This is a genomic window from Sulfitobacter sp. 1A12779, from assembly GCF_043557315.1.
GTDB classification, from domain to species: domain Bacteria; phylum Pseudomonadota; class Alphaproteobacteria; order Rhodobacterales; family Rhodobacteraceae; genus Sulfitobacter; species Sulfitobacter faviae.
The window spans coordinates 54269-69105 of sequence record NZ_JBIFFU010000007.1; the positions used below are offsets into that span (position 1 = coordinate 54269).

A 14837-nucleotide genomic window follows, 5' to 3' on the forward strand; every position below is an offset into this window, starting at 1 on the left:
CGCGCGGGCCTAGCCGGTAAAACTGCCGTAGGGGATGAAACGGACGGTATCGCCCGGCGCGATGTCGCGGGCGGCCTCGTCCAATTCGACCAGCCCTTCGGCCCAACTGAGCCCGCTGATGCGCCCCGACCCTTCGGAGGCAAAGACCTCGGCCCGGCCATCGCGCATCCGCGCGCGCAGGTATTCCCGCCGCCCGGCCTTTTTGCGCTTCTCGAAGGCGGCAGGCACATCGAAACCCTGCGGCTCTTGCCAGCCGCCCCCGGCCAAAAGCGCCATGGCGGGCCGGGCGAAGATCAGCGAACAGACCATCGCCGCCACCGGATTGCCCGGCAGGCCAAAGACCGGCACCCCCTGCCACATCCCAAGCGCCAAGGGCCGCCCCGGTTTCACCGCGATCCGCCAAAGCTGCATCGCCCCCGCTTCGCTCAGCAGGGCCGAGACGTGGTCTTCGTCCCCCGCCGATGCGCCGCCACTGGTGAGGATCACATCGACCTGCCCTGCCGCCGCATCAAGTCGCGCGCGCAGCGCGGCGCGGTCGTCGGCCACGCGGCCCAGATCGACCGCCTCATGGCCAAAATCGGTGGCGAGTTGCAAAAGCATCGGGCGGTTGGCGTCGTAAATCTGCCCGGCGCGGGCCGCCGCGCCCATCTCGACCAATTCGTCCCCGGTTGAGATCACGCCGACCTTGAGCCTTTTGCGCAACGACACCTCCGCCACACCGGCGGCAGCCAGAAGCGCCAGTTCCGCCGGGCCGATGCGCGTGCCCGCGGCGAGGATCACGTCCCCCGCCTGCACATCCTCCCCGGCCTTGCGGGTGTTGGCCTCCTGTTTGACCGGCCCGTGAAAGCGCAGCACGCCGCCCTCAGCGGTCACATCCTCTTGCAAGATGACGGTATCGACGCCTTCGGGCAGCGCCGCGCCGGTCAGCACACGGATCGCTTGGCCCGCAGGCACCGCACCGGGGCGGTCGCCCGCCGCCGCGCGGCCCGGCACCAGCGGCATCTCATGCAGCCCCTCGCCCCGCCCCCCGGCAAAGCCATAGCCATCGACGGCCGTATTGGGCAGCGGCGGATTGGCGCGGATGGCAGAGACATCTTCCGCCAAGATGCGACCCCCGGCATCGGCGGCGGGCCATGGCTCGACATCTGTCACCGCGTGAAGCCGCGCGCGCAGCAGGTCCAGCGCCTCATTCACCGGGGTCCAATGCACGCCGGGCGGCAGGGCAAAACAGTCGTTGCGCAGGGGCGGCGGCGCGGGCGTGGCGGCGGCCGCCGGGGTGGCGATCAGCCCCACGTCGCGCAGGATGAAATCGGCAATGGCGGCGGTGTCGTTCAGATCGAAAACGGGCCGATCCACCTCAAGCGGCACATCGCTGGCCAGTGCCCGCACTGTCGGATCATCCGGCGCGATCAGCGGGTTTCCGGTCTCGGCCCGATGGGCTTCGACCTTCGGATGTCCGTCGCGTTTGTAGCCTTCGATCAGCACCAGATCGACGGGCGAAAGCCGCGTCAGATGCGCCTCCAGCGGCGGCTCATCGGCCCCGCGCAACTCATGCATCAGGGCAAAACGCGCGCCTGAGGCCAAAAGCACCTCCCGTGCGCCGGCGATGCGGTGGCGGTGGCTGTCTTTGCCGGGGTGATCCACGTCAAACGTGTGATGCGCATGTTTGACGGTTGAGACGGTGAAGCCGCGGCCCGTGATCTCGGCCACCAGCCGCTCCATCAGCCCGGTCTTACCTGCGTTTTTCCAACCGACGACGCCGTAAACCCTCATACCATCGCCTCTGCTTTCGCCAGATCTTCGGGCGTGTTCACGTTGAAGAAGGCCGCCTCATCGGGGAAGAGTGCCTCGCGCCCATCGTGGCGTTCCGTCCAAAGCACCACCTTGCGCAGCCCCCCCGCCAAAGCGCTGCGCAGATCGTCGCGCAGCGCCACGGGCCAGAGGCCAAAGGTCGGATGCCGCGCCGTGCCGCGTTTGGCGTCCGGCGTGGCGGCGAGGGCCAGCGGATGGGCCATGTCATCGGCGGCCAGCAGCAGACGCGGCACCAGATCGCAAGGGAAGAAAGGCGTATCGGCGGCGGCGGTCACGATGCTCTCGGCCCCCTGTTCGGCGGCCCAGTCCAGCCCGGCGAGCAGCCCCGCCAGCGGCCCGGCGAAGCCTTCGATACTGTCGGCCAGCACCGGCAGACCGAGGTCGGCAAACCGCGCCGCATCGCCGTTGGCGTTGAGCGCCAGCCCCGCGACCTGCGGCTCCAACCGGTCGATCACCGAAGACAGAAGCGTGCCCTGCCCCAGCGGCAGCAGACCCTTGTCGCCGCCGCCCATACGGGTCGCCTGCCCGCCCGCCAGAATGACGCCAAGTGGTTGTTTCATGTGGTTAATCCTTCGCGCCCTTGCGCCCGCTTTTGCGCGGCTCTTCGGCCACGCTGGCCGGATCCGCATCGCGGATGAGCCGCCCCTCCCCGGCCAGACAGGTAAAGCGCTGCCCGCGCATCCGCCCGATCAGGGTCAGGTTCACCTGTTGCGCAATCTCCACCCCCCAAGCGGTGAAGCCCGAGCGGGACGCCAGCACCGGAATGCCCATCATCGCCGTCTTGATCACCATCTCAGAGGTCAGCCGCCCGGTGGTATAAAGCACCTTATCCTCGGCCCCGACCCCTTCGGAGAGCATCCAACCCGCGATCTTGTCGACCGCGTTGTGACGGCCCACATCCTCCATATAGACCAATGGCCGATCGCCTTGGCAAAGCACTGTGCCATGGATCGCCCCAGCCTCCAGATAGAGGCTCGGCGTGCGGTTGATCTTGGCCGCCAGCGCATAGAGGTCGGATGTGCGCACCGACGTCTCGGGCAAGCTCATCTCCGCCAGCCCCTCCATCATATCGCCAAAGACCGTGCCCACGGCGCAGCCGCTGGTGCGGGTCTTGCGCTGCATCTTATCTTCGTAATCGGTGGCCCGTTTGGTGCGGACGACGACAGTCTCAAGCTCCTCGTCATAATCGACGCCGGTGATCTCTTCGTCCGGGCGCAGCATCCCTTGGTTGCGCAGAAACCCAAGCGCCAGATAGGCCGGGTAATCGCCAATGGTCATGGCGGTCACGATCTCTTGCCGGTTGAGGAATATCGTCAGGGGGCGCTCTTCGACCACATTGATCGCCACCTCGGCCCCGGTGTGATCCACGCCAGAGACGCTGCGGGTCAGCCGAACAGCAGTCGGATCCGGGGCGATCAGATAATTGCTAAGTTCATTGTCTCGGGCCAATTGTATCCCCCTGCGGTTAGGTCTAAGCCTTTGACATTATATTTAAGAGTTCGCCATGGCCATCACCACCACCAAATCCGCCTATCGCAAAGGGATCGTCGACGCGCTGCCCTTCGTGCTGGTGATCATCCCCTTTGCCTCGCTCTTTGGCCTATTGGCGACCGAGGCCGGGTTGAACGTGTTCGAAACGCTGACCTTTTCGATCGTGGTGATCGCCGGGGCCGCGCAGTTCACGGCGCTGCAACTGCTGCGCGAAGACGTGCCCACGGCGATCATCCTCGCCTCTGCTCTGGCGGTGAATCTGCGCATGGCGATGTATTCGGCCTCTCTCACCCCGTGGATTGGCGGCGCGCCGCTGTGGCAGCGGGCGCTGGCGGCCTATATGACGGTCGACCAATCCTATGTCGCCGCGATGACGCAATATGAGCGCGACCCTCAGATGACGGTGCCGCAGCGGATGGCCTATTTCTTTGGGACCGTGACGCCGGTGGTACCGCTTTGGTATATCTTCACGCTGATCGGCGCGATGGTCGGCTCCAGCGTGCCCGAAAGCTGGGCGTTGGACTTCGCCATTCCGATCACCTTTCTAGCCATGATCGCGCCGATGTTCCGCACGCTGGCCCATGTGGCGGCGGCGGTCGTGGCGGTGGTCGTGAGCCTTTTCGCCGTCGAGGTGCCCTATGCGCTTGGGCTGATCATCGCGGGGCTCGCGGGCATGATCACCGGCGCGCAGGTCGAGGCGTGGATGGAACGGCGCAAACCGGGGAGCATGGCACGATGATCGATAGAACCGCACTTTGGGTCGTGATCATCGGCCTCGGGCTGGGCAGCTTTTTCCTGCGCTTTGTCTTTACCGGATTGGTCGGCAACAAACAGATGCCCGCGTGGCTCTTGCGGCATCTGCGCTATACTGCCGTTGCGATTCTGCCCGCGCTGGTGGCCCCACAGGTGATCTGGCCCTCGGCCACCGGGGGGCAGTTCGACCTGCCGCGCGTCACCGCGGCGGCGGTGACTTTGGGCGTGGGGCTGGTGACCAAGAACGTCCTCGCCGCGATCCTGTCGGGGGCCGCGGCGCTTTATGGGATGCTCTATCTGGTGGGGTAAGCGCGGGCGCTACTGTTGGGCCAGTTGCGCCGCGCGCAGGGCGTCGATCACATCGCCCTCATCGTCTTCATAATATTTCGTCGTGGTGACACCCGGCAGGGCCTCGAACCGCTCTTGCAGCTTGACGGGATAGTAGGTCGACCCGACGCTTTGAAACCCCGGCAACTGGCTGAGAATGCCGCTGGTGGCATTGGCGCAAAAGGCACCAGGCACCGCGCCATTGGCGGTCACCAGTTCGAGCGCGCGTTCGGCCACCTCGGGGCTGACCGGGATTTCCTGACTGACCACATGAAAGGTGCTGCGCGCATGGGCCGATTTATAGGCCTGCAACCAAGCGGGCGTTACCCCGTAGAGCACATCGCCCCGCTCGGCCATCCGCGCATCCCTAAACGACCCCGCGGGGTCAAAGATCACCCGTTGTGAGCCGTTCACCATCAGCGCGCTATGGCCGCCGCTGCCGGTGCGGTTGTTCACCATGGTCATCAATGTGAGGGAGGGCGGCTCGGGCGCGCGGTAGGCTGCACGCGCCACAACGTCGGGCGGGCTATCGGGGCTTTGATCCACCGAACAGCCAGCCAGAACGCCAATAAGTGCAATCGACGCTAAGAGAGTTCTCAAACCGTTACCCTCGCGCCTAGGGATAGGACGTGATCAACCGGCAAAGATCGCCAGCAGAACAAGAATCACGAGGATGACAACGGTGCCGCGTGTCACGAAGGACATGAATCCGTCAAAGGTCTTTTGCTGCTCTTCGTAATTCATGCTGCCGTGTTCATGTTCAGCCATTTTCGTCTCCCTAAGACAATTTGTTGGCGCTGATTAACCTATTCGCATCACCCTGTCACGGGGGATTGATGCGCAGAAAACCATACTAGCTTTGCGCCGCATTACGCGCTATAGGGGAATCCTACGCTTCCCCGCACGCTATAGAGTCTGTCAGACTTCGCCGTCTTCCAGATCGGCGACCAGCCGAAAGCCGATCCGTTGCGGGGCGGCATCGGGCACCTTTTTCGGCAAGGCCCGCAGCATCACGTTTAGCTGCCCCACATGCTGCACCAATTGCGCCCGCGCCCCTGCCGGATCGACGCCGTAAAAGGTGATGATATCGGGGTCGAAATACCCCATGCCTTCGATCCGCAGCACCCCGGCATCGCCCCCGGCAAAGCCGATCGCCGCCTCATGATCGTTGTCGAGCTTTTCCTCGAAATTCTTGAGGTAGAGCACGACCCGCTCATAGGCCCATTGGGCGGGGGATTTCTGTTTCACCGGCTTGTCGGTCACCGATTTGGGCAGGGGTTGATCGCCCGACTTGGGCTGATCCGCGCCTGTATGCACCTCATGCATGCGCGGTAATGCCGCAGCCTCATAGGCCTCGGCTGCCGTTTTCACCTCATCGCCCATCGCTCACCCCTTGCGCTGATACACCCATGCGCCATCCGCCGCGCGCAAGCTGCGCGTGGCCTCTCCGGCTTGGTAAAGGTGGCTCAGATGGGCGACGGCTTCAACCAGCGCGAGGCCATATTCCGCCTCACCGATGCTGCGCTTGAACAGCGGCGCGAAACATTCCGAGGCCGATTTCGGCGTGTCGATATAGGCCAGAAGCCTGCGCAGGGCGCTGTGATGGTTTTCGATCAACTGCTTCAGCCGCGTCGGCAAGCCGGTGAAGGGCAGCTTGTGCCCGCCAAGCACCAGATGATCTTCCCGCGCCAAGGGCACGAAACGCTCGCAAGCCTCCAGCCATTCGCCGATGGGGTCGGCCATCGGCTCGGTCGGGTAGACGCCGATGTTGGGGCTGATGGAGGGTAGAATCTGATCCCCCGCGATCACCAGATTGTCGTCGCGGCTCCAAAAGGTCGCATGTTCGGGCGCATGGCCATTGCCGATATGCACCTCCCAATTGCGGCCACCCATGCGGATCACATCGCCCTGCCGGATGCGGGTGAACCCCAGCGGCAGCGGGGCCACCACATCGGCAAAATTGAAAGGCCGCTCATTGGCGCGCTTGTCATAGAGCACCGACGCCATCCCCGCCTTGCGGTAGAACGCAAGGGCTTCGGCCACCGGCACCTCTTGGACATCCAGCGTCAGCATCCGCGCGGTCAACCACGCGGTGCGCGTGGTGACCAGTTCCGCCCCGAACTCGGTCTGCAACCACCCGGCAAGGCCGATGTGATCGGGGTGGTGATGGGTGACGACCACGCGCGAGATCGGCTTGCCGCCAAGCGGCCCCGCCATCAATCCGCGCCAAATATCCTTGGCCCGGCGCGAGGCAAAGCCCGTGTCGATCACCGTCCAACTATCGCCCTCGTCCAAGGCATAGACGTTGACGTGATCCAGCTTCATCGGCAGCGGCAGGCGGAACCAAAGCACCCCCGGCGCCACCTCAATCGCCTCCCCCTCGGCGGGCGGCACCTCCCAAGGATAGCGCAGCCCCTTGGGGGTTTTTGGCGAAGCGGTGGAGAGGGTGGCCTGCTCTGTCATCAGCTTCTCAGGTCTTCGACATCAAGCGCATAGAGGTCTTCTGCCCCGGCCTGTGCATGGGCCAACAAGCCCTGATGCTCGGGCAAGAGACGTTGGATATAGAACCGCGCCAGCTTGGCCCGCGCATCGCCCGCGCCGGCGGCCTTCTCGGCCATGGCGGCTTGCAGATGCAGATGACCGCCCAGCACGCGGGCGAAGGCGCGCAGATAGGGGACGGCACCGGCGAAACGGGCGTTCATGTCCTTCTGCGCAGTCATCCACTCGGTCGCCTCGCGCAGGGTCTCGCTCGCCTGCCAGACCGCATCAGCCATGCGCGGGAAAGGGCCGCGGGCAGATTCGGCATGGGCTTCGATCTCATCCAAGAGCCGGTTCGCCGCCTCGCCGCCGTCCATCATCTTGCGGCCCACGAGGTCCATCGCCTGAATGCCGTTGGTGCCCTCGTAGATCGCGGTCACGCGCACATCGCGGCTGAACTGCGCCGCGCCGGTTTCTTCGATAAAGCCCATGCCGCCATGCACCTGCACGCCCATCTCCGCGACGCTGATGCCCACATCGGTGCCGAATGCCTTGGTGATCGGGGTGAGGAACGCGGCCCGCGCGGCCCATTCATCCCCCTGCCCGGCGCGCGCCATGTCGCTGGCATAGGCACAGCTTAGCGCAATCGCGCGGGAGGCAAAGATATCGGCCTTCATGCTCAAGAGCATCCGGCGCACATCGGCGTGATCCACGATGGTGCCGGTGCCGCTTTCGACGGGGGAACGGCCCTGCTTGCGCTCCAGCGCGTAGTCCAGCGCCAGTTGATAGGCCCCTTCGGCTGCACCGATGCCCTGTTCGCCGACACCAAGGCGCGCGTTGTTCATCATGGTGAACATCGCCGCCATGCCGCCGCCCTCGCGGCCCACCAGCCAGCCGGTGGCCTTGTCATATTGCATCACCGCGGTGGGCGATCCGTGCAGGCCCATCTTATGCTCAAGGCTGACCACATTCACGCCATTGCGCTGGCCCGGCGCGCCATTCTCATCGGGGATGAACTTCGGCACGAGGAAAAGGCTGATCCCCTTGGTCCCCGCCGGCGCCCCCGGCAGGCGCGCAAGAACCAGATGGCAGACATTGCCCGCGAAATCATTGTCGCCCCATGAAATATAAATCTTTTGGCCCGAGACCGCATAAGTCCCGTCGCCATTGTCTTCGGCCCGGCTGCTCAGCGCGCCTACGTCCGATCCCGCCTGCGGCTCCGTCAGGTTCATCGTGCCGGTCCATTCGCCCGAGATCAGCTTGGGCAGGTACAATTCCTTGATCGCGTCGCTCGCGTGGTGCTCCAGCGCTTCGATCTGGCCTTGGCTCATCAGGGGGGCGAGTTGCAGCGACAGGCAAGCGCCGCTCATCATCTCGTTGACCGCGCTTGTCAGGGTCATCGGCAGGCCCATGCCGCCAAACTCCGGGTCCGCCGACATGCCGATCCAGCCGCCCTCGGCAATCGCGGCGAAACCTTCGGCAAACCCGGGAGAGGTGCGCACGACGCCGTTTTCCAGCTTTGCGGGGTGCAAATCCCCGCCCCGTTGCAGCGGCGCCAGCACGTCATCGCAAAGCCGTCCGGCCTCTGACAGGATCGCGCCGGTGACGTCTTCACTGGCCTCAGCGAAACGGTCGGTGCTGCGAAGCGTTGCGAAATCCAACACGTCCTCGATCAGAAAACGGTAGTCATCCACGGCGGCGCGGTACGGCATATCATATCCTCCTGAAAGGCGCGCTTGTTCTGGCAAGCCTGACATGGCCCTGATAAAGGCTGGTTTATGTTGCCGCCAGCATGAAATGCCCGGCCGCCCCCCGCAACCCAAACGCGGCGTCACGGGATGCTGCATGATCCGACAGGATTTGCCCTGCTATGACCCAGACGCTGCCCCCTACGCCTCAAGGCATCGCCCGCGCGGCACAGCTGCTGCAAGACGGCGCGCTGGTCGCCCTGCCGACAGAGACGGTTTACGGCCTCGGCGCGGATGCCCGCAATGGCGAGGCTGTCGCGGGCATCTATGCCGCCAAGGGGCGGCCTAGCTTCAATCCCCTGATCGTGCATCTGCCGGATATTGAGACCGCCAAACGCTATGTGAAATGGACCGAGGAAGCCGACCGTCTGGCGCAGGCGTTCTGGCCCGGCGCCTTGACGTTGGTCCTGCCGCTGAAGCCCGACAGCGGGCTGTCGTCGCTGGTCACGGCGGGGCTGCCGAGCCTTGCGGTGCGGGTGCCCGCCCACCCCGCCATGCGGCAGGTCTTGCAGGCGCTCGGCGGTCCCGTTGCCGCCCCCTCGGCCAACCCCTCGGGCAAGATCAGCGCGACCACGGCGGATCATGTGCGGGCGGGCCTCGACGGTAAGATCGCGGCGGTGCTGGATGACGGGGCATGCACTGTCGGCTTGGAAAGCACGATCATCGGCCTGACCGGCCCGCGCCCAGCCTTGCTCCGTGCAGGCGGCCTGCCGTGCGAGGCAATCGAAGCGGCGCTTGGGCAGACGTTGGAGATCGTCGACGGGGCAGAAATCATCGCGCCGGGGCAGCTTGCTTCGCATTACGCCCCCGGCGCATCGGTGCGTTTGGATGCAGAAACAGCTGGGCCGGGTGAAGTGCTGCTTGGGTTTGGCGAGATGATCTGCGATCTCAACCTCTCCCCCTCCGGCGATCTGACCGAGGCTGCGGCGAAACTGTTCGACCACCTGCACCAGTTGGACGCCACCGGTCAGACCATCGCCGTGGCACCGATCCCCGATCACGGGCTGGGCCGTGCGATCAACGACCGATTGGCCCGCGCCGCAGCACCGCGTTAGGCGTGCCCGGCTGAGGCCGACAGCCCCAAGGGGTCGATCCCCAGCGTCTTGAGCGCCGCGCCCCATTTCTCGGGGTCCGGCAGGTCGAAAATCACCTCAGGCGAGGCTTCGCAGGTCAGCCATCCGTTCTGGGCGATCTCGCCCTCCAACTGCCCCGGCCCCCAGCCCGCATAGCCCAGCATCAACTGCGCCTGCGCCGGGCCCTTGCCGGTGGCGATGTCTTCGAGGATGTCACGGGTGGTGGTCAGGGCGATGCCATCGCCCACGCGCAGCGTCTCAATGGCCGAGCGGTATTCGTCGGAATGCAGCACAAAGCCGCGCCCCGTCTCGACCGGTCCGCCGAAATGCACGGCCAGCGATTTGGCCTGCGGCGGTGTGTCTTCGACCAGTTGATCCAGCACATCCGACAGGCGCAGTTCCGGGGCGGGTTTGTTCACGATCAACCCCATCGCCCCCTGTTCGGAATGCGCGGAAAGATAGATCACCGAATGCGCGAAACGCGGATCGCCCATGCCCGGCATCGCGACCAGCAGCTTGCCCGTCAATTCCATCGTCTGCCCCGTCAACGCCCACCTCCTGAAGGTAACCCTTCTTTGAACATGGCCGCTTGCGCCCCACAAAACAAGAGAGGCGCCCCACCGTCCGCCGCATCAGCGAAACATGGATGATGCAAATGTGACTTGGCAGGCGCGAAAGGATACCGCATCAAGTCCGCATGACCATATCGCGCTTCTTTTCCGCCCTTCTCTCCTGTCTCACCCTCGCCCTGCCCGCCGCGGCGCAGGATGCTGTCGGCACGCCCTTGCAGGGCGATCTGCTCACTGGTTGGCAACAGTCTGACGGGCGGCGGGTGGCGGCGATCCGGCTGCGCATGGCACCGGGTTGGAAGACCTATTGGCGCAGCCCCGGTGACGCGGGCATTCCGCCGGAGTTCGACTGGTCCGGCTCGAACAACCTGCGCGATGTGCAGATCACATGGCCCGCGCCCAAGGTCTTTGACCAAGGCGGGGTGAACTCCATCGGCTATGCCCGCGAGGTAATCTTGCCGCTGACCATCACCCCGCGCCGCCCCGGCGCGCCGGTCACATTGGACACCAGCATCGACCTTGGCGTGTGCAGCGACATTTGCCTACCGCAGACCATCCACCTGCGCGCCCTGCTCGACACCCGCGACAGCAAGCCCACCCCGGCCATCGCCGCCGCCTTTGCCGCGCGGCCCTATTCCGGGGCCGAAGCTGGTCTGAAAAGCGCCCATTGTAGTCTGCGCCCCACCGCGCGGGGGCTGGAGATCGAAACCCGGCTGGCCCTGCCCTCTGCCGGGGGCGAGGAGACCGTGGTGATCGAACCCGGCAATCCCAATATGTGGATGAGCGAGACAGTGAGCCAGCGGTCGGGAAATACGCTTGTCGCCAGCGGTGAGATGATCGCCGAGAATGGCACCGCGCTGGCGCTCGACCGTTCCGCCATTCGGATCACGGTGATCGGCAAGAACCACGCGGTGGAGGTGACGGGCTGCACCACGGGCTAAACCCGCGCGCTACTTGCGGCGCTGATGCTCGTCCAGCCGCGGCATGATCTCAACGAAGTTGCAGGGCATGTGGCGGTAATCTAACTGTTTCAGCAGGATGCCATCCCACGCGTCCTTGCAGGCGCCCGGACTGCCCGGCAGCGCGAACAAATACGTTCCCTGCGCCACGCCGCCCGTCGCGCGGCTCTGCACCGCGCTGGTGCCGATCTTCTCCATCGAGATCATGGTGAAGACCGTGCCGAAAGCGTCGATCTCTTTCTCATAGACATCGCGGTGCGCTTCGACCGTCACATCGCGCCCGGTGAGGCCGGTGCCGCCCGTGCTGATCACCACGTCGATCTCAGGGTCCGCGCACCAGTCGCGCAGAAGCGCCGCGATAGCGGTGCGGTCGTCGGTCACGATCTCGCGCGCGGCCAGCACATGGCCCGCCGCTTCGATCCGCGCGACTAGCACGTCGCCCGAACGGTCCTCGGCCAAGCTGCGGCTGTCCGAGACGGTGAGCACGGCAATTCTTACGGGGATGAACGCCCGGCTGTCGTCGATCCTGCTCATGTCCGCTCCATCATTGCCAAACGCGCGGCCAAAGCCACGAAAATACCGCTGCTGATCCAGCCGAGCAGCCGCCCACCGCCCGCCAGCCGCCGTCCGATCCCGGCGACAAAGACCCCCACCGCGCCGTTGATGACGAAACCGCCCAGTGCCAGCACTGCACCAAAGGTCAGGAACTGCGCCAAGACCGGCCCGGCCTCGGGCACCACGAATTGCGGCAGGAAGGCCAGCACGAAAAGGATCACCTTGGGGTTTGTCAGATTGACGGCGAAACCGGTGTTGAAAGCGCGCCAGCCGCCCATGCCGGGCGTCGTATCGCGCGGCTTTCCAGCCTGCCGCAGCGTCTGCACCGCAAGCCAGAGCAGATAGACCACGCCGAGCCAGCGGATCATGTCCAGCGCCCAAGGCAGCGCCGCGACGACCGCGCCCAGCCCCAACCCGGCCAAGGCCACATGCACCAGCACGCCCGCCGAAATTCCCGCGCTCGCCGACAATGCGGCACGCGGGCCCGAGCGCAGCCCCTGCCCAAGGCAGAACATCATATCCGCCCCCGGCGTGAGGTTCAGCGCCAAGGCGGCGGGCACGAAGGCCAGAAGGGTCAGCGCATCAACCATCGCGCAGTTTGGCCTGAACGCTAAGCAGATCGGCCCAAGCCTCACGCTTGGCTTCCGGGTTACGAAGAAGGTAGCCGGGATGCACCATCGGCATGCAAGAAAGATCGGCGGCCTTGGTCCAATTGCCGCGCAGGCGCATGATGCTGCGTTTTTCCAAAAGCGATTGGCAAGACCAATTGCCAAAGAGCACCAGCACCTTGGGCTTGGCCAATTCAATATGACGCTGCACAAAAGGGCGCATCATCGCAATCTCATCAGGCTTCGGGTCGCGCCCCTGCGGCGTGCGCCACGGCAGGATGTTCGACAGATAGACATTGCGGTCGCGCCCCATGTCGATCGCCGCCAGCATCCGGTCGAGCATCTGACCCGCACGCCCCACGAAAGGCTTGCCCGCGCGGTCTTCGTCCCGGTCGGGGGATTCGCCCAAGATCATCAATGGCGCGCCGGGCACCCCATCGGCAAAGACCAGATTGCGTGCGCCCTTGTGCAGCTCGCAATGCTCGAACCCTTGGATCGCGGCGCGCAGCTCTTCTAATGTCTGCGCGGACTGCGCGGCGCGGCGGGCCAGTGCCACGGGGTCCGGCGTCTCTGCCGCTTGCAGGGGCTGCGGCCCCTTGGTCGCCTTGGCGCTGGCCTTGGGCGCGCTTGCGGGCACCTCATAGCGGTTGACCGGCGCGTCGCAGATCGCCTCGGTCGCGCCAAGCTCGACCTGCCACGCCAGCATCTCTGCCGCCTGATGATAATCGAATGATTCCATGACCCGCAGCTTACGCCCTGTGGACGGGGGGCGAAATGCCCTATCGCTGCGCTTTACGCGCCAAGGCACCCGCGCCTATAAGGCGGCAACAGCAGAAGGGATCGCCACCATGTCATTCGCCCATCGCCACCTGCTTGGCATCGAGCAGCTCTCGCAATCCGACATTACCACCCTTCTGGACTTGGCCGACACCTATGCCGACCGCAACCGCCAGCCGAACAAACATTCCGACGCGCTGCGCGGGCTGACCCAGATCAATATGTTCTTTGAAAACTCCACCCGCACGCAGGCGAGTTTCGAGATCGCGGGCAAACGCCTTGGCGCGGATGTGATGAATATGGCGATGCAGGCAAGCTCGATCAAAAAGGGCGAGACACTGATCGACACGGCGATGACGCTGAATGCCATGCACCCCGATCTGCTGGTCGTGCGCCACCCGCAATCCGGCGCGGTGGACCTGTTGGCCCAAAAGGTGAACTGCGCCGTGCTGAACGCAGGCGACGGGCGGCACGAGCACCCCACGCAGGCGCTTTTGGACGCGCTGACGATCCGCCGCGCCAAGGGGCGGCTGCACCGGCTCAGCATCGCGATCTGCGGTGACATCGCGCACAGCCGCGTGGCACGGTCGAACATCCTGCTTTTGGGCAAGATGGAAAACCGCATCCGCCTTGTCGGCCCGCCGACCCTGATGCCCAGCCAGATCGACCAATTCGGCGTCGAGGTCTTCGACGACATGAAAAAGGGCCTCGAAGGCGTCGATGTGGTGATGATGCTGCGGCTTCAGAAAGAGCGGATGGACGGCGGCTTTATCCCCTCCGAACGCGAGTATTATCACCGCTACGGGCTGGACGCTGAAAAGCTCGCCCACGCCAGCCCCGACGCCATCGTCATGCACCCCGGCCCGATGAACCGCGGGGTGGAGATTGACGGCACCTTGGCCGACGACATCAACCGTTCCGTCATTCAAGACCAGGTCGAGATGGGCGTCGCCGTGCGCATGGCCGCGATGGACCTGCTGGCGCGCAACCACATCGCCGCCCAACCCGGCGCGGCCTGACCGGAACCCCGACGGGCCAAGCGGCGTTTTCCTGAGAACAGTCAAAGGAAGCCGTCATGCCCCATACAGAAGTCGCCCCCCAAGAAGCCGGCAAGGTCCGCGTCTATGCCCTCTCGCTCTCGGATGCCGAGGCGCGGGCGATGCGCGATGATGAGACAGCACAGGCCGCGGCCCTCGGGGTCGATCGGATCGACGCGGCCTATACAGAGGTCTTCCGGGTGGCCGACCTCGATCAACTGGGGCTTGCGGGCTATCTGCGCGACGGCAATGGCGTAAACCCCGAGCAGATCGAGACGGACCGCAGCAAGCTAGCCGCGCTCGACGGTTGGGTGATGATCGTCTACTCCCGCGCCTTCGCCGGGCAATCGCTGCAACTGGCCCCGATCCCGGCGCTGACCCATATCGGCACCTATACCGAAGGCGGCCCCGATACGCCCGTGCAGGCGATGGAGGCCGAGGCCGCGCAGCCCTACACCGGCATCCCCCGCGTCGCCCCGTCCGAGCCCGCCAAGGGGGGCGGCGGCAAGACCATGGTGATCGTCGCCGTGGCCGTGCTGATCCTGCTGATCATTTGGTGGCTGCTGGCCTAAGCGCGAAAACCGCTGGCACCCTTGGGGCTGGCGGGCTACATCTGGCCTATGCAAGAACCTGAACACGATCCGAAAATG

18 protein-coding genes are annotated in these 14837 nt (G+C 65.1%); 6 read left to right on the forward strand and 12 right to left on the reverse strand.

Features of this window, described 5'->3' with window-relative positions; translation table 11 throughout:
• Window positions 1-9 precede the first annotated feature (9 nt).
• Genes ACGYLQ_RS09995 through ACGYLQ_RS10005 form a run of 3 tightly spaced genes read right to left on the reverse strand, consistent with a single transcriptional unit; the run spans window position 10 to window position 3267 of the window.
• Complete coding sequence (locus ACGYLQ_RS09995) at window positions 10-1773, reverse strand: bifunctional molybdopterin-guanine dinucleotide biosynthesis adaptor protein MobB/molybdopterin molybdotransferase MoeA (RefSeq protein WP_394442672.1); 1764 nt, start codon at window positions 1771-1773, stop codon at window positions 10-12.
• Window positions 1770-2372, reverse strand: a complete 603-nt coding sequence (gene mobA, locus ACGYLQ_RS10000; RefSeq protein ID WP_394442675.1) for a molybdenum cofactor guanylyltransferase MobA — start codon at window positions 2370-2372, stop codon at window positions 1770-1772. The genes ACGYLQ_RS09995 and mobA overlap by 4 nt, the downstream gene beginning before the upstream one ends.
• Before the next feature lie 4 nt (window positions 2373-2376).
• Window positions 2377-3267, reverse strand: coding sequence for a formate dehydrogenase accessory sulfurtransferase FdhD (locus ACGYLQ_RS10005; RefSeq protein ID WP_394442896.1), 891 nt, complete (start codon window positions 3265-3267; stop codon window positions 2377-2379).
• Between the two features lie 49 nt (window positions 3268-3316).
• Here ACGYLQ_RS10005 and ACGYLQ_RS10010 point away from each other — a divergent pair, with 49 nt between their 5' ends.
• Both ACGYLQ_RS10010 and ACGYLQ_RS10015 read left to right on the forward strand, forming a co-directional pair.
• A complete protein-coding gene (locus ACGYLQ_RS10010; RefSeq protein ID WP_394442678.1) occupies window positions 3317-4042 on the forward strand; it encodes an AzlC family ABC transporter permease in 726 nt (241 codons plus the stop codon).
• Complete coding sequence (locus ACGYLQ_RS10015) at window positions 4039-4365, forward strand: AzlD domain-containing protein (protein WP_067265610.1); 327 nt, start codon at window positions 4039-4041, stop codon at window positions 4363-4365. The genes ACGYLQ_RS10010 and ACGYLQ_RS10015 overlap by 4 nt, the downstream gene beginning before the upstream one ends.
• A gap of 9 nt (window positions 4366-4374) precedes the next feature.
• Here ACGYLQ_RS10015 and ACGYLQ_RS10020 read toward each other — a convergent pair whose 3' ends face one another.
• The 5 genes from ACGYLQ_RS10020 to ACGYLQ_RS10040 form a co-directional block, all read right to left on the reverse strand.
• Window positions 4375-4983, reverse strand: coding sequence for a hypothetical protein (locus ACGYLQ_RS10020; RefSeq protein ID WP_394442681.1), 609 nt, complete (start codon window positions 4981-4983; stop codon window positions 4375-4377).
• Window positions 4984-5016: 33 nt separating this feature from the next.
• Entirely contained in the window at window positions 5017-5151 is a 135-nt protein-coding gene (locus ACGYLQ_RS10025; protein ID WP_067265607.1) for an aa3-type cytochrome c oxidase subunit IV, read from the reverse strand.
• Window positions 5152-5301: 150 nt separating this feature from the next.
• Window positions 5302-5766, reverse strand: coding sequence for a DUF6173 family protein (locus ACGYLQ_RS10030; protein WP_394411548.1), 465 nt, complete (start codon window positions 5764-5766; stop codon window positions 5302-5304).
• A gap of 3 nt (window positions 5767-5769) precedes the next feature.
• Window positions 5770-6846 carry an MBL fold metallo-hydrolase gene (locus ACGYLQ_RS10035; protein WP_394442683.1) on the reverse strand — a complete coding sequence of 359 codons (1077 nt, stop codon included), beginning with the start codon at window positions 6844-6846 and terminating at the stop codon, window positions 5770-5772.
• Window positions 6846-8573 (reverse strand): acyl-CoA dehydrogenase, encoded by a 1728-nt coding sequence (locus ACGYLQ_RS10040; RefSeq protein ID WP_394442686.1) that lies wholly within the window; start codon window positions 8571-8573, stop codon window positions 6846-6848. The genes ACGYLQ_RS10035 and ACGYLQ_RS10040 overlap by 1 nt, the downstream gene beginning before the upstream one ends.
• A gap of 158 nt (window positions 8574-8731) precedes the next feature.
• On the opposite strand from ACGYLQ_RS10040, the gene ACGYLQ_RS10045 reads away from it, so the two are divergent.
• Window positions 8732-9664, forward strand: coding sequence for an L-threonylcarbamoyladenylate synthase (locus tag ACGYLQ_RS10045; protein WP_394442689.1), 933 nt, complete (start codon window positions 8732-8734; stop codon window positions 9662-9664).
• Here ACGYLQ_RS10045 and ACGYLQ_RS10050 read toward each other — a convergent pair.
• Window positions 9661-10215 (reverse strand): YqgE/AlgH family protein, encoded by a 555-nt coding sequence (locus ACGYLQ_RS10050; RefSeq protein ID WP_067265595.1) that lies wholly within the window; start codon window positions 10213-10215, stop codon window positions 9661-9663. The two genes, ACGYLQ_RS10045 and ACGYLQ_RS10050, sit on opposite strands and share 4 nt — an antisense overlap.
• Before the next feature lie 164 nt (window positions 10216-10379).
• Between ACGYLQ_RS10050 and ACGYLQ_RS10055 the strand changes: the two genes are divergently transcribed.
• Complete coding sequence (locus ACGYLQ_RS10055; RefSeq protein ID WP_394442691.1) at window positions 10380-11192, forward strand: protein-disulfide reductase DsbD domain-containing protein; 813 nt, start codon at window positions 10380-10382, stop codon at window positions 11190-11192.
• Window positions 11193-11201: 9 nt separating this feature from the next.
• Here ACGYLQ_RS10055 and moaB read toward each other — a convergent pair whose 3' ends face one another.
• Genes moaB through ACGYLQ_RS10070 form a run of 3 tightly spaced genes read right to left on the reverse strand, consistent with a single transcriptional unit; the run spans window position 11202 to window position 13112 of the window.
• Window positions 11202-11744, reverse strand: a complete 543-nt coding sequence (gene moaB / locus ACGYLQ_RS10060; protein WP_394442694.1) for a molybdenum cofactor biosynthesis protein B — start codon at window positions 11742-11744, stop codon at window positions 11202-11204.
• Entirely contained in the window at window positions 11741-12355 is a 615-nt protein-coding gene (locus ACGYLQ_RS10065; RefSeq protein WP_394442697.1) for a LysE family translocator, read from the reverse strand. The genes moaB and ACGYLQ_RS10065 overlap by 4 nt, the downstream gene beginning before the upstream one ends.
• Entirely contained in the window at window positions 12348-13112 is a 765-nt protein-coding gene (locus ACGYLQ_RS10070) for a uracil-DNA glycosylase family protein (protein ID WP_394442700.1), read from the reverse strand. The genes ACGYLQ_RS10065 and ACGYLQ_RS10070 overlap by 8 nt, the downstream gene beginning before the upstream one ends.
• Before the next feature lie 109 nt (window positions 13113-13221).
• On the opposite strand from ACGYLQ_RS10070, the gene ACGYLQ_RS10075 reads away from it, so the two are divergent.
• On the forward strand, window positions 13222-14169 hold the full coding sequence (locus ACGYLQ_RS10075) for an aspartate carbamoyltransferase catalytic subunit (protein WP_067265620.1): 948 nt from the start codon (window positions 13222-13224) through the stop codon (window positions 14167-14169).
• A 56-nt stretch (window positions 14170-14225) separates the two neighbouring features.
• Entirely contained in the window at window positions 14226-14759 is a 534-nt protein-coding gene (locus ACGYLQ_RS10080) for a hypothetical protein (RefSeq protein ID WP_209218307.1), read from the forward strand.
• Window positions 14760-14837: the final 78 nt, after the last annotated feature.